Source organism: Streptomyces sp. NPDC005899 (assembly GCF_040629645.1).
Classification (GTDB): Bacteria; Actinomycetota; Actinomycetes; order Streptomycetales; family Streptomycetaceae; genus Streptomyces.
Window position 1 is genome coordinate 1 of record NZ_JBEXWB010000098.1, and the last position, 18,172, is coordinate 18,172.

The following is an 18,172-nucleotide window of genomic DNA, read 5'->3' on the forward strand; positions in this document are numbered from 1 at the left end:
CTCGTGGCGGTCCCGCCAGGCCGGTCCCCTGCCGGCGGCCCCGCGCGGGCGGCACGCGTGGACGGCGGCGGGCCGCGGAGGTGGACACGGGCCCGGTGGCACGCGCGGGGGCCGGGCGCGGCGACGCGGGTCCTCGTGCCCAGCCGGAAGCCTGACTAGTCACACTCTTTTGTGTAATAGCGCGTGGTGTCACCAGCTGAAAGGCTTCTTCTCGCAGGTCAGCCCATGATCGAGAGGATGTCGGATGTCCGTTGGTGAAGAGGTTCGCGACACGCAGCCGCCGCAGCAGAGTCTCGGCACGGCGGCTGCGCGGAACCTCGCGACGACGACCAAATCCGCCCCGCAGATGCAGGAGATCACCTCGCGGTGGCTGCTGCGCATGCTGCCGTGGGTGCAGGTGCAGGGCGGTACGTACCGGGTGAACCGCAGGCTGACCTACTCGGTCGGCGACGGCCGGGTGACGTTCGTTCAGACGGGTGACCAGGTGACGGTCATCCCCGCGGAGCTCGGCGAACTGCCCGCCCTGCGCGACTTCGGGGACGAGGAGGTCCTGGCCGAGCTGGCACGCAGGTGCGAGCAGCGCGAGGTGGCGGCGGGCGAGGTCCTGACGACGGCGGGTGACGCGGCGGACCGGGTCCATCTGCTGGCGCACGGCAGGGTGGAGAAGCTCGGCTCCGGCCCCTACGGTGACGAGACGGTCCTCGGAGTGCTCGCCGACGGCGCCTACTTCGGGGACCACACACTGGTCGACGGGGACGCGACCTGGGACTACACGGCCCGCGCCGTCACCGCCTGCACCGTGCTGACGCTGCGCCGTTCGGACGTGCTCAACCTCGCGGCCCGCGCGGACTCGCTCCGGGACCATCTCGCGGGACTGCTCGCCATTCCGCACCAGCGGACCAACAAGTACGGCGAGGCGGCGATCGACCTCTCGGCGGGGCACGTGGGGGAGGCCGTCGTCCCGCACACCTTCGTCGACTACGAGGCGGCCCCCCGTGAGTACGAGCTGAGCGTCGCCCAGACGGTGCTGAAGGTCCACAGCAGGGTCGCCGACCTCTACAACCAGCCGATGAACCAGACCGAGCAGCAGTTGCGGCTCACGGTGGAGGCGCTCCGCGAGCGCCAGGAGCACGAGCTCATCAACAACCGGGAGTTCGGGCTGCTCAACAACTGCGACTACGGCCAGCGGCTGCAACCCCACGACGGGGCACCGGGACCGGACGACATGGACGAACTCCTCTCCCGCAGGCGCGGCTCGAAGCTGTTCCTGGCCCACCCCCGAGCCATCGCCGCGTTCGGCCGCGAGTGCAACAGGCGCGGACTGGTCCCGGAGAGCGTCGAGGTGGGCGGGCACCACGTGCCGGCCTGGCGCGGCGTCCCGATCTTCCCGAGCAACAAGATCCCGGTCACCGACGCCAGCACCACCTCGATCATCTGCATGAGGACCGGCGAGGCCGAGCAGGGCGTCATCGGTCTCCAGCAGAGCGGCATCCCCGACGAGATCGAGCCGAGCCTCTCGGTCCGCTTCATGGGCATCGACGAGCAGGCGATCATCTCCTACCTGGTGACGGCCTACTACTCCGCGGCCATCCTCGTGCCCGACGCCCTCGGCGTCCTGGAGAACGTCGAGGTGAGCCGCTGGCGGTGACGGCCCGGGGGGCCCGGGCCGCACGGGCCCGGGTCCCCGGCACACGCAGGGCCCGACAGAGGTGCCCCGGGCACCCGGGAAGGAGTGACCGTGACCATGACGAGTACGGATGCCGCGACGGAGGGGCACGAAGCCGCCGCGCTGCTGGAACACACCCGGAGCGTCGTCGATCCCCACCTGCGGGCTGCCGTGGAATCGCTGCCCGGGGGCATACGCCGGGTCGCCATGTACCACTTCGGCTGGCAGAACGCCGACGGGACCTCCGCCCCGGGAAAGGCGGGGAAGGCCATCAGACCCGCGCTCGTCCTCGCCGCCGCCCGCGCGCTGGGGGGCGCCCCCGAGACGGCGATGCGCGCGGCCGTCGCCGTCGAGCTCGCGCACAACTTCACCCTCCTCCACGACGACGTCATCGACGGCGACGCCACCCGGCGGCACCGGCCGACGGCCTGGGCCGTCTTCGGGGTGCCGGACGCGGTGATCACGGGCGACGCCATGCTCGCCCTCGCCCAGCGCCTGCTCGCGGACGACCCGCACCCGGCGTCCGGCCGGGCCGGTGCCCGCCTGTCCACCTGCGTCATCGAGCTGTGCGCGGGCCAGCAGGCCGACTGCGCCCTGGAAGGACGGGCTCCCGACGACGTCACCCTCGACGAGTGCCTGGCCATGGCCACGGCCAAGACGGGGGCCCTGCTCGGCTGTGCCTGCGCCCTCGGCGCCCTCTACGCCGGGGCCGACGAGCGGGCGGTCGGAGCCATGGACGGATTCGGCAGGGAGGCCGGTCTCGCCTTCCAGCTCATCGACGACCTGATCGGCATCTGGGGGGACACCGGACGTACGGGCAAGCCGGTCGGCGCGGATCTGACCGCCCACAAGAAGTCCCTGCCGGTGGTGGCCGCCCTCACCTCGGGTACCCCTCCCGCCGCCGAGCTGGCCGAGCTCTACCGGGGAGCCATGGCCACCCCGGGCGAGGTGAGCCGAGCGGCCGACGCGGTCGAACGGGCGGGCGGCCGGGACTGGGCACAGACCTGCGCCGCGGACCGGATGGCGCGAGCGGTCCACCACCTGTCCCGCGCGGTGCCCGATCCGGCTGCCGCGGGGGACCTGCTCGCCCTGGCGGAGTTCGTCACCCGCAGGACCCACTGAGCCGTCCGCCCGTCCCCGCGCGACGGCCACGCCGTCGGTCAACTCTAGGATTCCGCACGTCGGTCGGTATCCAGTACCACTGCGGACGAAGGGGCGGGCCGGTCATGGGTGTACGCGTACGGCGGGCGGACGAGCGGGACAGGGGCCAGGTCGTACGGATCATGGAGGAGGCGTTCCACCACGATCCGGTGAGCGCCTGGGTCTTTCCGGACGAGGCGCACCGGCGGGCCGTCCACGGCCGGTTCCTCGGGGCCTTCGCCGACGCCGCGCTGGACGGCGGTTGGATCGACCTGCTGGAGGACGGCACCGCCACGGCCCTCTGGCTGTCCGTGCCCGCGGATGCCCCGGAGGAGGACGACACGCCCGCGCGCATGAGGGAGGTCACCGATCCGGGCAACGAACGGGTAGAGCTGGTGGGGAGGCTGAGCGCCGAGGCCCACCCGCGCGGGCGCGCCCACGTGTATCTGCTCATGATCGGCGTCTCCCCGGAGCGTCAGGGGGAGGGCATCGGAGAGGCACTGGTCAGCGGGGTGCTGGACCGGTGCGACCGTGACGGGGTCCCCGCCTACCTGGAGGCGAGCAGCGAGCGCAGCCGCCGGCTGTACGAGCGCCTCGGATTCCGTCTCCTGGGGCGGGGCGTGGACCTGCCGGACGGACCCTCGATGTGGCCCATGTGGCGGGATCCGCACACCGGTTGACGGGTGGCCGGAGACCCTGCGACGCGGAAGGGGAGGGTGCCACGGGCCGGCCGCCGGCCACGGGCTACAGTCCCTGCTCATGACAGATGAGTCGTGGGCAGGCTGGTACCGGGACGGCCACGGTTCCGAAGCCGTCGTCCTCACCACCGACGGACAGCACCTGCGCATCCGCGTCCGCGGTACGGACTTCGAGGGCGAGAGCTTCGACGGTCTGCGTCCCGTGACCGGCCCGACGGCCGAAGGCGGTGTCTTCGACCTGGTCGACGGGGTGCTCGGTGACTGCGTGCTGGAGTGGGACCTGCCCCTGCCGGTCCTCACGGCCGGTGCGGTGCGCCAGGCCACGCTCAGCTGCCTGCTGTCCTTGCGCCGGGCCGACCCCGACCTGTACCTCGCCCTCCACCTCGACGGCGCCGTGTACGAGTCGCACCGTGCCGAGGGCGACTTCGCGGCCGCGCTGGCCACGGTCCAGCGCGCCCTCCCGCCGGACATCCACCTGCAGACCTGCATAGCCTGCGCGCTCTCCGACTACTTCCCCGCGCCCGATCGGGGACTCTCGGGGCAACTCGCCTGCTTCCGGGGTGCGAAGGATGCCTACCGCGGCGCGACGGACGCGGGAGCCGTGGCCGGCCTCTGGGACCGGCGCACCGGATTCGTCCAGGAGATATGGAGCTGCCGCGAGTTCGAGCCGCGCCCGGCCACGGGCGCCGGCACGGGCCATCGGGGGGCCTTCCCGCTCGAAAGGGCCTGACCGGGAGCCTGCGGGCGTTCCCGTCGGTCTCCGCGCTCGCGGGGTCCTCGGCCGCCTGTGCGCACGCGAACCTCTTGTCCACACCCGCGAGGAGTGCGTGTCCGCGCCCGCGAGGAAGCGGTCGCCGGTGCGCCGGGGCCGTCCCGTGAGAGGGGACTGCCCCGGCGCGTCAGGCCGCCGGTGTCAGGACTTGGCGGCGGTGGCGAGCGCGGCCGCGAGGCCGTTGCGCCACAGGGTGTTCACCCGCGAGCGCTCGGTGGAGTTCGGGTAGGCGTTGGTGCAGGACGTGCCGGGACCACCACCCGACATGAGCTCGCTGCACGGACCGGTGTAGTGGTCCGGCAGACCGAGCACGTGCCCGGTCTCGTGGGCCGTGACCCGGGTCGAGTTGTACTGCCGGTTCTGCGCGTAGTCCAGGAAGATGTAGCCGCTGCCGTGCCCGTTGGTGCTCGCGTACGAGCCTCGGGAGTCGTTGCCCTCGTAGTAGGCGAAGTCGGCGTTCGAGCCTTCCTGCAGCTTGACGTTGCTGACCGAGCTGTTCCAGATGCTGGCGCTGCTCGCTATCTGGCTGCGGAAGCTGGGCGCGTTCGCGGCGCTGTAGACGACGGTCACCGCCTGGGCGCCCGGCGTCACGGCGCGCTTCTCGGCGACCGACTTGAGGACGGCGTCGAAGAACGCCTTGTTGGCGGCGGCGTTCTCGCTGGACCCGGCGTAGGCGGCGTAACCGGCCTGCGCCGTGGCGGCGGAGGTGGAGGCGGAGGCCGGGGCGGCGATCGCGGGGGTGGTGCCCATGGCGGCGGCGAGGCCGAGACCGAGACCGGCCACGGCCGACATGACGGCTGTCCTGGTGTGTCTCACGGGGGTTCTCTCCTACCTGTCCGCCGCGCCCCGTCCGGTGGGTCGGTCGGGGCGCGGGTGGGGGGTTGTCGGTACGGAGTGAGTGTCAGGGCAGCCGGGGCCGCAGCGGATGATGTCATTCGGTGATAGCGCCGCTCTATCCCCCCACGGGAGCCGCACAGGAGGCGCACACACCGATCGCCCCAACGGCCCCCGAATCGGCCCCTTTAGTGGGGTTGGGCCGTCTGGTGTTCCCTACGCGAACAGCCATACGCTCCTCGTCATGGAGCTTGAGGTCAGACACCTCAGGGCGCTGTGCGCCATAGCGGACACGGGCAGCCTGCATCAAGCCGCGCGGCGGCTGGGCGTCAGCCAGCCCTCCCTGACCACCCAGCTCCAGCGGATCGAGAAGGCCCTGGGAGCGGAGCTCTTCCGCCGGGAGAGGACGGGCTGCCGGCCCACCCTGCTCGGGCGGGCGGTCCTCGGCCGGGCCCGTCCGCTGGTGGACGGCATGTCCTCGCTGGTCGGCGCCGCGATGGCGGAGGCCGAGGCCGCTCGCGCCGGTGCCGCCCGGTTGCGCATCGGCTCCACCGCGAGCCGGGTCATCGGCGACTGGCTGCGCCGGCTGCGGGTCCGCCTGCCCGGGACGGACATCTCCCTGCGGGTCGACGTGTCGGCGCGTGCGCTGTTGCGCGCGGTGGCGGCCGGCCGACTCGACGTCGCCTTCGTGCACGAGGTGGAGGGCTGTCCGCTGGAGATACCGGACGGCCTGCGGCAGCGCGTACTCCTGGACCGGGAACCGCAGTTCATCTCCCTGTCGCGCGATCACCCCGCCGCGGCCGGCCCGGTGGTGGACCTCGACGACCTCGCCGCCGACCGGTGGATGGTCGACCCGTCCGTGGACGGCGAATGGGACGGCCTCCGCCGGGTGCTGGGCGCCGCCGGCCTCGACCCGACCGTCCTGCACGGCGACTACCTCACGGCGGCCTCCCTCGTCGTCCTCGGCGAGGCGGTCGCCCCCTGCCAGCCGACCTCCGGCCCGCGCGAGGACATGGCGATCCGCCCGCTGCGCGGTGACCCGCTGGCCGTCCGGCTCCTGCTGGTCGCGCGGCCGGGCGCGGACATGGAGACGGTGTACGGGGAGTTGGAAGGTGCCTACCGCGAGGCCGCCGGGCGGGCCACCGACTACCACCGGTGGCTGCTGCGCCACCACAGCCGTCTGGCGCTCGCACCCTGACGGCGTACGCCCGGGCGGGGCGGGCGGCGACCGCCCGCTCGCGCCCGACGGCGGTGGACGGCGCCGCGGCGGACGGTGCCGCACCGCGCGGGCCGGCCTGGATCCGGCCATGGTCCGGAGCCGAGGGGGCACCACGCGCGGTCGTCGACACCTCTACCGTGGTGCGATGAGCGAACAGTTGCTGCACCTCACCGAAGAGTCCCTGTGGAAGGCGGCTCGCGAGACCGGGACGTACGAGATGTCCACCCGCGGCCGCACGCTGAGTGAAGAGGGGTTCATCCACTGCTCGCTGCCCCATCAGCTCGCCGACGTGGCGCGCGCGGTCTACGGGGCGGACGGCGAGGGCCTGGTCGTCCTGGTCATCGACCGGGACCGGCTGGAGGCGCCCGTGCGGTACGAGGCCGTGAAGCCGGGAGGAGAGGAGTACCCCCACGTCTACGGGCCCCTGCCTGTGAGCGCCGTCGTGGAGGTGCGGCCCTGGGAGGACCGGGGGCCGGGACACCAGGGCTGAACCAGCCCGCCGCGGGAGCCCGTCGCCGGGAGGCGCGGGGCGGGAGAACGAGCACGCCCGGCCCGCACGGCCCCCCGGGGGAGGGCGTGCGGGCCGGGCGCGTACGGCCGGGACGACCGCGCGGAACGATGATCCGCGGGTCAGGCCTTCTTGGTCTCCTAGTAATGGGCCGGGTCGGCGACCTGCGGGGATCGTCCCTGCGGGTCGCTGACCTGGCCTTTTCTTGATGGCTGGCGAGGGGACACGACGGTCCTGATCGGGTGTCCTGCGGACTGTGTGCGGACTGTCGTGTACTGGCCGGGTGATTGCGTAGGCAGTCGACGGGGCGCGTAGCTCATGAAGCGCTGCGGGGCCCCCTCGTGCCTGGTGAACTGCCGAGCGACTGGTTTTTCTTGTCATCGCCTCAGCAACTGGTCCTTCTTACTTCCCCCGCCGCAATTTCGATATGGAGTTTCAGCCTTAAGAGATGCGGGCAGCCCTGTCATGTCATTAACTTCCCTGGTGTCAGGGATTCTGGCGCTTGACAGGAGGCGGCGAGCTGCTTCCTCGATCTTGGGTCCCAGCGGGAAGTCGGCATTTGGTACGTGAAGCCATGAAGTCAAGGGGTGGCGCGCGGCAACCTTTGGATCCTTGAGGCGTTCGTCGATCGCGGCCTTAATTAGATGGCCTACTCCCATTAGGTCGGTTACAATTTTCGAATCCACCTCGATGTTTCGGTGGATTACGTCGTTCCTGGTTCTCCAGATTTTCGCGAAAGCGTCCTTGGCGGGTTCCCATACCCTTGAAGAGCCGCCGAGATGGGCTTGGATGGCAGAGAGTGCGCTGCTGCTGTTGCCGGGGAGATCCTGTGTTTCGAAATCTGACCGACGCCAATTATGGTCGATCAGGATAGCTTCGAAAACATGCCAGAGGAGCTGTTCCTGGGAAGCTTCGTATGCGACGACAGCTTCGGCCCACTCGCCCCGGGAAAGTCGATGAGAGAAGCGTGCGTCCCAGGACCTGAGTCGCCGAATATTTGAGAGCGAATTGCTGAAATCCTCGGCGGCAATGAAGAGGCCACCGCCCTCTTCGGTGCGTTCGCGACCGGGACTGCTAGTGCCCCAGCTTCCAATCGGTGTATGGGGTAGGAGCGGTAGCACATATTCCTGATCGTGGTCCACGCCGAATCTGAATGCGCCTGCACCTACGAGGTCGGCTCGGCAAAGAGGGCCTACCGAGCCCGGGGAATCTGTGGCGTTCAGTGTGACTCTCATGGCTTCGGAGGTGAGGCCCAAAGCGAGGTCCCCCATCCGGCTGAGTCCAGAGTAGCTGACGGTGAAGGGCTCGCCATCGGCAGAATCCCAAATTACGTCTGCGACCCTTGGGAGCTCGCACATGACTGTGGCGAGGCAAAGTGGCTCGTCCCAACTGCCAGTCGCCAGATCGGCAATCAATGGGTGCATTGGTCCGCTGCCGGTGACCATCTCCGCCACATGGGAAAGCATCATGGTTTCATGGTTCCCATTTGCGGGCCTGATGACTTGCAGGACTACACGAGCGGCGACCGGTTCCCCGCCCAGAGCGCTTCCTACTGATGCGGAAATATGCTCTCCGGGTGACGTGCCAGGGGACCAGCGCACGGCGAAAGTTGCCCGCATGGTGTTAATCAAGATAGGGGAGGGTTCGCAATTTGGCAGTGTCACCCGCAAAGCATACGACGGAAGTCTCAGCTGTGGCAGTACTGCCGGAGCTCCGAAAAAATGGCTAGAGCGGCCGCAGCCGCATAGAAGTGAAAGGGTCCGCATCTGGCCACTTCAGCCCTCACTGGGCGCTGCACCTTTCTATTGCCAGCCATCCACGGAGACGTCTGGGCCTCCCGCGAGGTAGCGGTGGAGGGCGCTTGAGGTGGTTTCCACGAAGTTCTCGGGGATGGCGTTGGCATTGACCCAGCGGACCTGGGAGTGCTTACGGGGTTCGCGGTTTTCGGGTTCGCCGGTCCACTCGTGGGCGGCGAAGACGAGGGTGAGGAAGCCGTTGGGGGCTTCGACGCCCCAGGCGCCGTGGATGATGTGGGCGACCTTGAGAGACTCGGGCTTCACGGTGAGGCCGGTCTCCTCGTAGAGTTCGCGGACCGCAGTGTCGGTGATGGGCTCGCCGGGTTCGCTCTTGCCGACCGGCAGGTCCCACATACCTTGGGCGAACTTGGCGTTCTCGCTGCGTTTGAGTAGGACGACGCGGTTGGTGGCCCTGTCGTGGACGATGACCGCAGCGACCAGCAGGGTCATCGATTCGAGCGCCGGCTTGAGGGCCTTCGGCTGGTCGCCGGTCTGCTGGGGCATGGGGGTCCCTTCATAGGACTGATTGTCGAGCGAGGGCTCCGAGGGGACGCCGTAGCACTTCCGCAGAAAAGATCAGTTCGGAAGGTTCGCCGACCTGTCTGTGCTCAGGAGCACGAGATCAACGTGCGGGAGGCTGCGCCACGGTTGATCCATCCGCAGGCTACGTCCGTCAGGAGCGTTTGCTTCGATGCTGTTGCCAGAGCCGTGCGGCGTTGAGCAAGTGCATTGTCCAGTCGTCTGGAGCGGAGCCCGCGATCTCCACCCAGAGGTTCGCGCTGGCGTGGGCGAAGGCGTCCACCGCTCGGGGTGGTGCCAATGCCCAGTCGGGAAGAAGCGCGACCGAATCCTCTGCGGCAGAAGGCGTGTGGCCAGCCGCGATGAGCCAGATGACCCAGTGGGCGGGATCCAACCAAGCGGCCCCGCGGGTGGCCCAGCCCCAGTCGACGAGGTGAGCGCGATCGTGGGTGATGAGAACGTTGTGGTTGTTCCAGTCGGTGTGGAGCAGCGCGTTCCCAGCGAAAGCTTTCGCGTCGGCAGGGTCGGCGACGTAGCCGGCCAGGCGTTGTTCGGCGAGCCGGAGCTCGATGTCAGGACAAGGGAGAGAGGCGAGCTCTCGGAGGGCGTCGGTGACTTTAGGCAAGTCGGGGGAGCCCGGGGAGTAGTCGGCATGGTGGCCTTCGATGGCCTCAAAGCCGAGGAGATCCCAGCCGCCGGCGATGACGTGGAAGAGCAGGCGCGGGGCGAGCGGGGTCACGTACGGATTGATGTCCGCCTCGCGTTGCTGCGTCCAAACCCAGCGGTGTTCGGTGCGCAGGCCCTTGAGGAAGACGACTCCGCCGGCGGTGTGCGCGAGCGCGGAGAGGGAGCTGTTGAGACCGGTGCTGACGTCTTCGATCCTGAGAATCGAGCCGATCTCGGCTTCGATGGCGGTACGAGCGCCAGAGGGGAGACTGCCGAAGGTGATGGAGGGTGCGGGCATGGCCGTCAGGTTTCCAGATCTAAGCGCCAACAGGGGCCTCCGGCGCGAGGTGCCGCCGAAAGCCCCTGAAGGGATGGTCAGTTGTACGGGTTGTCGTCCCCGCAGCCGGGCGTGGTGGCCGCAGCGAAGGCGTCCACGTCGTCGATGAGGATGATCTCCGCATCAGGCTCGGACAGCGGGCGGATGGGGGCGATCTCGACTGCTACGGCGGTCATGGTTCAGCTCCTTGTAGTCGCGTGTTGGCAGTACCTGTCCAGTGGTGCCTTCGCCTCCTGGTAGACCTTGGCCAGCGGCCGGCAGACCCGGCAGGTGCCGGAGAGCTGGCAGCCGGTGCAGCCACCGGTGCGAAGCATCAGAGAGTCGGCGATGCCGCCAAGGCGGCTCAGGCCCTCGACTCCCGTGGTCATGAGGGGGATCGCTTCGTCACGGCCGACCTTGCAGATGGTCGCCATGCCGTGCGGGTCGACGTGGAAGAAGGTGTGGCCGGCGTTGCAGCCGTTGAAGGGTTCGCGATCTGCGAGGTGGTCCGGGGCCTGGGTGGCGAGGGTTTCCGCGCCGCCGTAGATGGTCGGCGACATGTGGGTGTACTCGCGGTACGGCAGGTCGTAGCGGCCGGCGAAGGCGCGCATCTGGTCGGCCTCGTGGGCGTTGTGCCGCGTGATGATCAAGGCGAGATCGAGGGGCAGCCCCGCTTCGTGGGCTGCATCCAGTCCTTTGACGAACATGCGGTACGCGCCCCGGCGCCGGGTCAGCCCGTCGTAGGACTCTGCGGTGGCCCCGTACAGGCTGAGTGTGATCCGGTTCGGCCTCAAGCGGGTCAGTAGGGCGAGGTTCTTCGGTGCGGCAAGACGCGAGCCATTGGTGAGGATCTCGACCATCATGCCCAGCTCGTACGCCAGCCGGTACGTCTCGGGGAACAGCTTGTCGATCATCGGCTCACCGCCTGTGAGCTGGAGCCAAAGCACCCCCGAGTCCCTGATGGCGTGCAGCAGGCGCTCACGCTCAGGCCACTCCAGACCGGCGAATTGCCTCAGGCCGAGGTAGCAGTGTTCGCAATCGTAGTTGCAGCCGAGGTTCAGCTCGTACGAGGCGCGTCCGTATGCATACGGAGAGCGGGGGCGAACCAGCACAGTTCCATTGAGGCGTCGGTCGTTGAGATCGATCTTCCAAGCCTGACGGGCCACGTCGGCCAGCCACGCGGGTACTGCTGCGGTACCCGATGCGGTGTGCAGTTCGTCGTACAAATGAGCGGGAAGGCGTGCTGCCTTCGGGTTGCCTGGCCGTACGAGGAGGTGGTGGTCGAGGTACGGGGCAGCGATCAGCTCGTGCATACGGACTCCTCGCTCGGGCTGCTGAGGATCAGGCGGGCCCAGACGGTCTTGCCGATCGGGTGGCGGTCGTGGTGGCCGGTCTCTTCAGAGAGCGCTGCGACGGGAAGCAGGCCCCTGCCGCCTTCGTCGTCCTCCCCGGCCTGGGTGGGGCGGGGAGGGGTGCGGCCAGCATCGGAGACTTCGACCAGGCAGTGTGGACCGTCAACAGTCAGCCGAACTTCGAAGAGGTGCCCTCGTCTGCCGCCGTGCTGGACGGCATTGGCAGAGAGCTCTCCGCAGACGAGGACCACCAGGTCGATGTCCTCCTGGCCGTATCCCCAGCTCGCGAGCGTCTTGGAGACGAGGGCGCGGGCCAGGGGCACGCACTTGCGTACCGGGCTGAACTGCATCTGCCACCGCAACGGGGTGGTCTGTCGGTCGTGCGTCGTCATCGCGTGCATCGCGTCCCCTCGTCGCGGGCGGGCTGTGGGACACAAGTTCACCGCTGCGGCGATCACAGAATCAGGTCACGGTGATTACCCAACGTGGGTAATCTCATCCGTAGGCGGTCCCATGTCAGTCCGTCCGAACGGGCGAGTGAGGGGGACGAGTGGCACGCTCGCAGGCCCACCGGGCCCTGCCGGCCGACCTGCTGGCCAGCGCGGCATGGCAGGAAGCCTGTCGCGCTCGGGACTTTGCCCGCATCTTTCGGCTGGTCAAAGTCAAGGCCGGGATCTACCCGTCGCGGATCGCCGCGCTGTGCGGCATGACGCCGAGCAGAGTCGGCGAGATCATGGCGGGGCGGCGCGGTTTGGCGCACATCGACGTGATCGAGCGCGTCGCCGACGGCCTGCGCATCCCCGGTGCGATGCTCGGCCTGGCCCACCGACCCTGGGAGATCCCTGCCCCAGCTCGCACCGAGGAGAGGCCGCCCGAGCACTCTCCTGCTGTACCGGGCGAACCTCAGCGCACCGAACCGGCAGAGGAATTGGACGACCTTCTCGCTCTGGTCGACGGCCGTGCCACCCGTTCCACCCTCACAGCCCTGCGCTCCTCGGTCCAGGACTACTGGCGGCGGGACAACGCACACGGCGGTGCGACCCTGCGGCCGGCCGTCGTGGGACACCTGCGCTATGTCGGCCGCCTCCTCGACTCTGCCGAGGGTGGCTTACGGCACGACCTCCAAGGGGTTGCGGCCGAGCTGGCACGGCTTTCCGGCTGGGCCTACTTCGACGCCCGTCAGTACAGCACCGCTCGCACCTACTTCACCCAGGCGCTCAAGCTCTCCCACACGCAAGGCGACAGCCTCTTCATGGCCAATGTGCTGTCCTGCATGAGCCTTCTGGCCACCTACGACGGCAACCCGAACGATGCCGTGGCCCTTGCATGCCGTGCCCAGGACGCGGCCCGCGCCGCCGGCGAACAGCCGCTCGTCATGTCGATGCTGCACTTGCGAGAAGCGTTCGCCCATGCCGCCCTTCGAGACGCCAAGGCTTGCCACCAGGCCGTGGATCGCTCCCGTGACCAGTACGAACGCTCACGCGGACACGAAGTCGAGGCGCCTGACTGGGTCCAGTACTTCGACGAGACGAAACTCCTCGTCGACACCGGCATCGCCTACGCGCGCCTCGGCGAACCAGCCCGCGCCGAACCCCTCATCACTGAGGGCTTACGTCGAGAAAATGGCGACCAACAGCGAGGCCGGGCCTTCCACGCTTACTGGCTGGCCAGCGCCCAGCTCCAGCTGGGCGAACTCGACGAGGCGTGCACCAGCGCCAGCCTCGCCCTCGACCTTGCCGCAGTCATTGACTCGCCACGAGTGAGCAGCCACGTCCAGGAACTTCACCGCCGAATGCTGCCCTACGCACGCGAAGCCCCCGTCCTCGCCTTCGAGCAACGCATGCGTGAAGCCCTCGGCTGACCCCTTACGGGCTGCCGGTCGCCTCGTCCAGCAGCAGATACAGCAAACCGACCAGGCTGCCACTGCTGACGACCTCGCGGCGGTCGATCATGCCCCGGATCTCCGAGATCGGAATCCACTCGATTCGGTCGGACTCGTTCAACTCGGTCGGTGGGCCCGCATACGAGGCTGTCTCGGCACGGAAGACGAAGTGCTCGGAGTCCGTGATGCCGTTCGCCGGTTGCGCGTACACCAGCGGCTTGACGCCCTTCACACGCCAGCCTGTCTCCTCCTCGACCTCGCGGGCAGCAGCCTGCTCCGGGGTTTCGTCGGCCTCGATGAGGCCCATCGGAAGCTCCCAGCCCCAGGTGTCGGTGATGAATCGGTGCCGCCACATCATCAGCACGCGCTTCTGGTCGTCGACCACGGCCGCTACGGCCAGGTGCCGCATCCGGACCACATGGTGTTCCCACCGCCGGCCGTCAGGCTGCTGGACGTCCACAAGCCAGAGGTTCACCCATGGGTTGTTGTAGATCTGCCGCTCGCCATGGACGGTCCACTGCATGAGCCCAACTCCCTTGTTTCAGTGAAGTATCCAGCATTTCACTTTGACGAGAATCCGTCCGCCAGGTTGGCGCATCATCGCCCACGCCGACGAGAGGGAGATGTTTTGGAGTCAGCAGGCAAGACCGTTGAGGTGCTCGGACCTGTAGCCATTGTGCTGCTTGCCCTTGCGGCTGCGAGTCGTCGGCTGGACGCGTTATCGAGCCGCCAGATCAGTACTTGGGCAGGGTGTTCGGCGGTGTCGAGTTCACGTCCTTCAGCGGCTGCGGTGAGAACGGAAGCTGGCGAGTGGCTGCCAGCCTCTGCGCGGCGCAAGGCGGCGGTCAAGGCAGGCCAGGGGTCGGCCTGCTTTCGGTCGACTTGGGCGGGGAGAGTCGCCCGCAGGATGCCTTCGTAGCGCGTAATGGTTTCGGCGGGCGGGGCACGACGGATCAGTTCGGACAGTACGGGTGCAGCCGGGCGGCGGCTGCTTGCTGTTGGTGATCGCGCTGCTCATGCCAGCGGGCGGCGGCGAGGGCCAGGTGGACGGTGGCGGCGAGGACGGCGATGACGAAGTAGCCCGCGCTGTTGGTGCCATAGAGGAGTTCCTGTCCTGCCGTGCGCAGGGCGTGGCCGACCTGGTGGTCTGCGCGGATCATGGACCGGTTGGCGCGATTGATTGCGCTGGCCGCAGCCTGCATCTCAGCTCGCTGCGGACGGGGCGCATGCAGGGCTGCGGTGTGGAGGAAGCCGCCGAATGCTGCAATTTCGCCCTGAGCCTGGTGCGCGTCGCCGTTCCGGTCCGTGAGGAGGGCAGGGCTCGCTCATCGCGAGCGAGGCGGGTGAGCGCATCACCGACAACGCGCTCCGGCTCCACCTCGTACCAGCGTTGGGCGCCCGCTCACTGGCGGCGATACGCCGTAATGACATACAGGTGCTCTTCAAGCACCTGTCCGACCAGCTCGGCCCCGGCAGCGTCCGGAACGTCCACGACGTCCTCGTGCGCGTCATGACCGCGGCCGTGGACGACAAGGTCATCGCATCCACTCCGTGCCGCCGGATCACCCTTCCGGTCATGCCGGGACGAGGAGGTCACCCCGCCCACCGTCGCTCAGGTCGAGGCCATGGCACGCGTGATGCCGCCGTACATCCGGGCAGCCGTCGTCATGCTCGCAGGGTCAGGCTTGCGCATAGGCGAGTTGCTGGGCCTGAAGGTGTCGGACATCGACTTCAAGGCCGGGAGCATTCGCGTGGAGCGGCAGCGGCTCCAGTCGGGGAAGATCGGTCCGCCGAAGACCGCCAAGTCCCGGCGGACGGTTCCGGTCGGTGAGGTTGTCACCGACGCGCTCCTCGGGCATCTCGCCGCGCGCCTCTCCACGGAGTGGCTGTTCACGATGGAGGAGGGGGAACCGCTCAACTATCGACGGTGGAAGACCGAGTGGAACTGTGCCCGCAAGGCGCTCCAGGCGGCGGAGAACGAAGCAGCCAAGCGCGAGGGCCGCAAGCCCGTCGGGCTGCCGCACATGGTGACCCACGACCTGCGGCACTTCTACGCCTCCGCGCTCATCGCCGGCGGAGCGAGCGTCAAGCAGGTGCAGCTCGTCCTCGGGCACGCGTCCGCAGTCATCACACTGCGGATCTACGCGCACCTGTGGCCGGGGGAAGAAGACCGCACCCGGGCCGTCATGGACGCCGTGCTCGGCGGCCTGCGGACCGGGTGCGGACCGGTAGGGAGTCTGACCAGCGAAACCGCAGGTCAGACGGCCTAGCCAGAGATCAAGCCTTCTTGGTCTCCCAGAAGATCTTGTCGATCTGGGCGATCAGGTCCAGAGCCTTCTGGCCCGTGGCCGGGTCGTTCGACGCCTTGGCCGCGGAGAGCGCCTTCAGGGTGTCGTTGACCAGCTGGTGCAGCTCCGGGTACTTCTCGAAGTGCGGGGGCTTGAAGTAGTCGCTCCAGAGCACCGAGACGTGGTGCTTCGCGAGCTCGGCACGCTGTTCCTTGATCAGAATGGCGCGCGTGCGGTAGTCCGCGTCCTCATTGGCCTGGTACTTCTCCTGGACGGCCTTCACGGATTCGGCCTCGATGCGGGCCTGGGCCGGGTCGTACACGCCGCAGGGCAGGTCGCAGTGAGCGCTGACCTTGACCTTGGGGGCAAACAGGCGGGAAAGCATGGAGCTGTCCTTCCTCGTGATCGTCTTCTCAGGTGGGACATTACTCCGTGCGGAGCCGCTTTCCGCGGCTGCCCCCATGGGCTTAGGTCAAAAGTCCAGGGTGTGGACGGGGCCGGTGGCCGAAACCACGGAGTGGTGCCGCAGCGGTGTAATGGAGGACGGATCGGGAGTCGGGAGGTGTCACGGATGCCGGAAGCGGCGCGGGGTGCGGGGGACGGGAAAGCGGCGAAGGGGTCGTTCCAGGTGGTGGAGGTGACGGGGCCCTCGATGGTGCCCACGCTCTACCACGGGGACTGGCTGCTGGTGCAGCACGGCGCGCCCGTGCGGCCGGGGGACGTGGTGATCCTCCGCCACCCGTTCCAGCAGGACCTGCTGGTGGTCAAGCGGGCCGCCGAACGGCGCGGCAACGGCTGGTGGGTGCTGGGCGACAACTCGTTCGCGGGCGGCGACAGCACGGACTACGGGACGGTGCCCGAGGAGCTGGTGCTCGCCCGGGTGCGGGCGCGCTACCGGCCGCCGCGCAGGGATCAGCGGTCCGTGTGGGGGCTGATGGGCTGGGCGGTGTCCGCTCTGCGGCCCGTCTCCTCGGACCGTTCCGTCTCCAGGCGCTTGCGGGCCCGGTAGGCGGCCACGTTGGCCCGGGTCGCACACCGGTCGGAGCAGTAGCGCCTCGACCGGTTGGTGGAGGTGTCGAGGTAGGCGTTGCGGCAGGGCGCCGCCTCGCAGAGGCCGAGCCGGTCCACCCCGTGGGAGGTGAGGTGGAAGGCGAGGCCCATCGCCGCGATCGCCGCGAAGCCGGCCGTGGCGTTCGAAGGATGGTCGGCGAGGTGCATGTGCCAGTCCGGCCTGCCGTCCTCGTCCCGGGTGTCGTGGCCGGAGATCTGCGGGCTGACCGGGAATTCCAGCAGGAGTGAGTTGAGCAGGTCGACGGCGAGGGTCTCGTCACCGCCGTCGGCCGCCTGGAAGACCGCGCGCAGCCGTGCCCGTACCGAACGGAAGCGCGTCACGTCCGCGTCGGTCGCGCGGCGGGCCGCCTGGGCGTTCGCGCCGAAGAGCTCGCGCACGGACTCGACCGTGGTGAGCGAGTCCGTGTTGCGGGCCGGCTCCTCGGTGTTGACCAGACGCACGGCATAGTCCGAGTAATAGGCCAGTTCCACTTGTAGTCCTTACGGCGTCGGTCTAGGGTCGAGGTGCTGCCAGTGTAATAGCTGGTATTCGGCGACGGGTATTACGCGCTCCGGCGCGCTCACCATGTACGGAGGTCGGGATGACGGAGACGGCGACGCGTGGCGACTGGCGGTCCTGGCAGGAGAGCTGGGACCGGCAGCAGGAGTGGTACATGCCGGACCGCGAGGAGCGGTTCCGGGTGATGCTGGACATGGTCGAGGCCTTCGTGGGGCCCGAGCCGAGAGTCCTCGACCTGGCATGCGGTACGGGCAGTATCACCGCCCGGCTCCTCGACCGGTTCCCGGAGGCCACCTCGACCGGTGTCGATCTCGACCCGGCGCTGCTCGCCATCGCCCGCGGCACCTTCGAGGGCGACGACCGGGTCACCTTCGTGACAGCCGACCTCAAGGACCCCGCCTGGGCGGAACGGCTCCCGCACGCCTCCTACGACGCCGTGCTCACCGCGACGGCCCTGCACTGGCTGCACAGTGAGCCACTGGCCGCGCTGTACGGCCGGATCGGCCGGCTGGTCCGGGACGGCGGGGTCTTCATGAACGCGGACCACATGATCGACACCAGCACTCCGCGCATCAACGCGGCCGAGCGCGCGCACCGGCACGCCGCCATGGACCGGGCCAAGGCCGGGGGCGCGGTGGACTGGGCGCAGTGGTGGGCCCTCGCCGCCGAGGACCCGGTCCTCGCGGGACCCACCGCCGAACGCTTCGCGATCTACGGCGAGCACGCGGACGGCGACATGCCCTCCGTCCAGTGGCACGCGCGCACCCTGCGGGAGTCCGGTTTCGCCGAGGCGCGTGCGGTCTGGGCCTCGCCCTCGGACAGCCTGGTGCTCGCGGTGAAGTAGCCCGGGCCGGGCTGGACGGGGCCGGCGGGCGGACGGGACGGCGGCGGAACCGTCGTCGCGCCGACGGGGGAACGGGAGAGGGCGGTACCGGCTCACGCCGGT

General features: G+C 69.0%; 20 protein-coding genes and 1 pseudogene. 10 read left to right on the plus strand and 11 right to left on the minus strand.

The window, feature by feature from the left end:
* Window positions 1–244 precede the first annotated feature (244 nt).
* The 4 genes from ABZ371_RS14160 to ABZ371_RS14175 all read left to right on the plus strand — a co-directional run bounded on the left by ABZ371_RS14160 (window position 245) and on the right by ABZ371_RS14175 (window position 4,234).
* The gene (locus ABZ371_RS14160) at window positions 245–1,648 is read left to right on the plus strand and encodes a family 2B encapsulin nanocompartment shell protein (protein WP_358678256.1); all 1,404 of its coding nucleotides are present in this window, start codon (window positions 245–247) and stop codon (window positions 1,646–1,648) included.
* A gap of 96 nt (window positions 1,649–1,744) precedes the next feature.
* On the plus strand, window positions 1,745–2,788 hold the full coding sequence (locus ABZ371_RS14165; protein ID WP_358678259.1) for a family 2 encapsulin nanocompartment cargo protein polyprenyl transferase: 1,044 nt from the start codon (window positions 1,745–1,747) through the stop codon (window positions 2,786–2,788).
* Window positions 2,789–2,892: 104 nt separating this feature from the next.
* Window positions 2,893–3,486 (plus strand): GNAT family N-acetyltransferase, encoded by a 594-nt coding sequence (locus tag ABZ371_RS14170; RefSeq protein ID WP_358678262.1) that lies wholly within the window; start codon window positions 2,893–2,895, stop codon window positions 3,484–3,486.
* 79 nt (window positions 3,487–3,565) lie between these two features.
* Entirely contained in the window at window positions 3,566–4,234 is a 669-nt protein-coding gene (locus ABZ371_RS14175) for a DUF6304 family protein (protein ID WP_358678265.1), read from the plus strand.
* 183 nt (window positions 4,235–4,417) lie between these two features.
* Here ABZ371_RS14175 and snpA read toward each other — a convergent pair whose 3' ends face one another.
* Window positions 4,418–5,068 carry a snapalysin gene (gene snpA / locus ABZ371_RS14180; RefSeq protein ID WP_358678306.1) on the minus strand — a complete coding sequence of 217 codons (651 nt, stop codon included), beginning with the start codon at window positions 5,066–5,068 and terminating at the stop codon, window positions 4,418–4,420.
* Between the two features lie 286 nt (window positions 5,069–5,354).
* Here snpA and ABZ371_RS14185 point away from each other — a divergent pair, with 286 nt between their 5' ends.
* Window positions 5,355–6,308: a LysR family transcriptional regulator gene (locus ABZ371_RS14185; RefSeq protein WP_358678267.1), complete on the plus strand. Its 954-nt coding sequence runs from the start codon at window positions 5,355–5,357 to the stop codon at window positions 6,306–6,308.
* 166 nt (window positions 6,309–6,474) lie between these two features.
* Window positions 6,475–6,819 (plus strand): DUF952 domain-containing protein, encoded by a 345-nt coding sequence (locus ABZ371_RS14190; RefSeq protein ID WP_358678270.1) that lies wholly within the window; start codon window positions 6,475–6,477, stop codon window positions 6,817–6,819.
* Between the two features lie 395 nt (window positions 6,820–7,214).
* On the opposite strand, the gene ABZ371_RS14195 is transcribed toward ABZ371_RS14190, so the two are convergent.
* The 6 genes from ABZ371_RS14195 to ABZ371_RS14220 all read right to left on the minus strand — a co-directional run bounded on the left by ABZ371_RS14195 (window position 7,215) and on the right by ABZ371_RS14220 (window position 11,878).
* Entirely contained in the window at window positions 7,215–7,979 is a 765-nt protein-coding gene (locus tag ABZ371_RS14195) for a hypothetical protein (protein WP_358678273.1), read from the minus strand.
* 660 nt (window positions 7,980–8,639) lie between these two features.
* A complete protein-coding gene (locus ABZ371_RS14200; protein ID WP_358678276.1) occupies window positions 8,640–9,137 on the minus strand; it encodes an NUDIX domain-containing protein in 498 nt (165 codons plus the stop codon).
* Between the two features lie 169 nt (window positions 9,138–9,306).
* The gene (locus ABZ371_RS14205) at window positions 9,307–10,116 is read right to left on the minus strand and encodes an aminoglycoside phosphotransferase (RefSeq protein ID WP_358678278.1); all 810 of its coding nucleotides are present in this window, start codon (window positions 10,114–10,116) and stop codon (window positions 9,307–9,309) included.
* Between the two features lie 77 nt (window positions 10,117–10,193).
* A complete protein-coding gene (locus tag ABZ371_RS14210; RefSeq protein ID WP_190874806.1) occupies window positions 10,194–10,331 on the minus strand; it encodes a hypothetical protein in 138 nt (45 codons plus the stop codon).
* Window positions 10,332–10,334: 3 nt separating this feature from the next.
* Window positions 10,335–11,447, minus strand: coding sequence for a radical SAM protein (locus tag ABZ371_RS14215; protein ID WP_358678281.1), 1,113 nt, complete (start codon window positions 11,445–11,447; stop codon window positions 10,335–10,337).
* Window positions 11,435–11,878 (minus strand): ATP-binding protein, encoded by a 444-nt coding sequence (locus tag ABZ371_RS14220; RefSeq protein ID WP_358678284.1) that lies wholly within the window; start codon window positions 11,876–11,878, stop codon window positions 11,435–11,437. The genes ABZ371_RS14215 and ABZ371_RS14220 overlap by 13 nt, the downstream gene beginning before the upstream one ends.
* Before the next feature lie 158 nt (window positions 11,879–12,036).
* On the opposite strand from ABZ371_RS14220, the gene ABZ371_RS14225 reads away from it, so the two are divergent.
* Window positions 12,037–13,347, plus strand: coding sequence for a helix-turn-helix domain-containing protein (locus ABZ371_RS14225; protein WP_358678287.1), 1,311 nt, complete (start codon window positions 12,037–12,039; stop codon window positions 13,345–13,347).
* A 4-nt stretch (window positions 13,348–13,351) separates the two neighbouring features.
* On the opposite strand, the gene ABZ371_RS14230 is transcribed toward ABZ371_RS14225, so the two are convergent.
* Both ABZ371_RS14230 and ABZ371_RS14235 read right to left on the minus strand, forming a co-directional pair.
* Complete coding sequence (locus ABZ371_RS14230; protein WP_358678290.1) at window positions 13,352–13,891, minus strand: NUDIX hydrolase; 540 nt, start codon at window positions 13,889–13,891, stop codon at window positions 13,352–13,354.
* Window positions 13,892–14,321: 430 nt separating this feature from the next.
* Window positions 14,322–14,528, minus strand: a complete 207-nt coding sequence (locus ABZ371_RS14235) for a hypothetical protein (RefSeq protein WP_358678292.1) — start codon at window positions 14,526–14,528, stop codon at window positions 14,322–14,324.
* Between the two features lie 161 nt (window positions 14,529–14,689).
* Between ABZ371_RS14235 and ABZ371_RS14240 the strand changes: the two are divergent.
* Window positions 14,690–15,638: pseudogene (locus tag ABZ371_RS14240) on the plus strand (site-specific integrase); the annotation flags it as partial.
* 7 nt (window positions 15,639–15,645) lie between these two features.
* Here ABZ371_RS14240 and sodN read toward each other — a convergent pair.
* On the minus strand, window positions 15,646–16,041 hold the full coding sequence (gene sodN, locus ABZ371_RS14245; protein ID WP_358678295.1) for a superoxide dismutase, Ni: 396 nt from the start codon (window positions 16,039–16,041) through the stop codon (window positions 15,646–15,648).
* A 186-nt stretch (window positions 16,042–16,227) separates the two neighbouring features.
* On the opposite strand from sodN, the gene sodX reads away from it, so the two are divergent.
* Window positions 16,228–16,665, plus strand: coding sequence for a nickel-type superoxide dismutase maturation protease (sodX, locus tag ABZ371_RS14250; RefSeq protein ID WP_358678298.1), 438 nt, complete (start codon window positions 16,228–16,230; stop codon window positions 16,663–16,665).
* On the opposite strand, the gene ABZ371_RS14255 is transcribed toward sodX, so the two are convergent.
* Window positions 16,569–17,198 (minus strand): CGNR zinc finger domain-containing protein, encoded by a 630-nt coding sequence (locus ABZ371_RS14255; RefSeq protein ID WP_358678301.1) that lies wholly within the window; start codon window positions 17,196–17,198, stop codon window positions 16,569–16,571. The two genes, sodX and ABZ371_RS14255, sit on opposite strands and share 97 nt — an antisense overlap.
* Before the next feature lie 110 nt (window positions 17,199–17,308).
* On the opposite strand from ABZ371_RS14255, the gene ABZ371_RS14260 reads away from it, so the two are divergent.
* The gene (locus ABZ371_RS14260; protein WP_358678304.1) at window positions 17,309–18,070 is read left to right on the plus strand and encodes a class I SAM-dependent methyltransferase; all 762 of its coding nucleotides are present in this window, start codon (window positions 17,309–17,311) and stop codon (window positions 18,068–18,070) included.
* Window positions 18,071–18,172: the final 102 nt, after the last annotated feature.

Excerpts from the sequence above, each read along its gene's own strand:
- ABZ371_RS14160 (WP_358678256.1), top strand. The coding sequence starts at position 245 with ATGTCCGTTGGTGAAGAGGTTCGCGACACGCAGCCGCCGCAGCAGAGT.
- ABZ371_RS14165 (WP_358678259.1), top strand. The coding sequence starts at position 1,745 with ATGACGAGTACGGATGCCGCGACGGAGGGGCACGAAGCCGCCGCGCTG.
- ABZ371_RS14170 (WP_358678262.1), top strand. The coding sequence starts at position 2,893 with ATGGGTGTACGCGTACGGCGGGCGGACGAGCGGGACAGGGGCCAGGTC.
- ABZ371_RS14175 (WP_358678265.1), top strand. The coding sequence starts at position 3,566 with ATGACAGATGAGTCGTGGGCAGGCTGGTACCGGGACGGCCACGGTTCC.
- snpA (WP_358678306.1), bottom strand. The coding sequence starts at position 5,068 with ATGTCGGCCGTGGCCGGTCTCGGTCTCGGCCTCGCCGCCGCCATGGGC.
- ABZ371_RS14185 (WP_358678267.1), top strand. The coding sequence starts at position 5,355 with ATGGAGCTTGAGGTCAGACACCTCAGGGCGCTGTGCGCCATAGCGGAC.
- ABZ371_RS14190 (WP_358678270.1), top strand. The coding sequence starts at position 6,475 with ATGAGCGAACAGTTGCTGCACCTCACCGAAGAGTCCCTGTGGAAGGCG.
- ABZ371_RS14200 (WP_358678276.1), bottom strand. The coding sequence starts at position 9,137 with ATGCCCCAGCAGACCGGCGACCAGCCGAAGGCCCTCAAGCCGGCGCTC.
- ABZ371_RS14205 (WP_358678278.1), bottom strand. The coding sequence starts at position 10,116 with ATGCCCGCACCCTCCATCACCTTCGGCAGTCTCCCCTCTGGCGCTCGT.
- ABZ371_RS14210 (WP_190874806.1), bottom strand. The coding sequence starts at position 10,331 with ATGACCGCCGTAGCAGTCGAGATCGCCCCCATCCGCCCGCTGTCCGAG.
- ABZ371_RS14215 (WP_358678281.1), bottom strand. The coding sequence starts at position 11,447 with ATGCACGAGCTGATCGCTGCCCCGTACCTCGACCACCACCTCCTCGTA.
- ABZ371_RS14220 (WP_358678284.1), bottom strand. The coding sequence starts at position 11,878 with ATGACGACGCACGACCGACAGACCACCCCGTTGCGGTGGCAGATGCAG.
- ABZ371_RS14230 (WP_358678290.1), bottom strand. The coding sequence starts at position 13,891 with ATGCAGTGGACCGTCCATGGCGAGCGGCAGATCTACAACAACCCATGG.
- ABZ371_RS14235 (WP_358678292.1), bottom strand. The coding sequence starts at position 14,528 with ATGATCCGCGCAGACCACCAGGTCGGCCACGCCCTGCGCACGGCAGGA.
- sodN (WP_358678295.1), bottom strand. The coding sequence starts at position 16,041 with ATGCTTTCCCGCCTGTTTGCCCCCAAGGTCAAGGTCAGCGCTCACTGC.
- sodX (WP_358678298.1), top strand. The coding sequence starts at position 16,228 with ATGCCGGAAGCGGCGCGGGGTGCGGGGGACGGGAAAGCGGCGAAGGGG.
- ABZ371_RS14260 (WP_358678304.1), top strand. The coding sequence starts at position 17,309 with ATGACGGAGACGGCGACGCGTGGCGACTGGCGGTCCTGGCAGGAGAGC.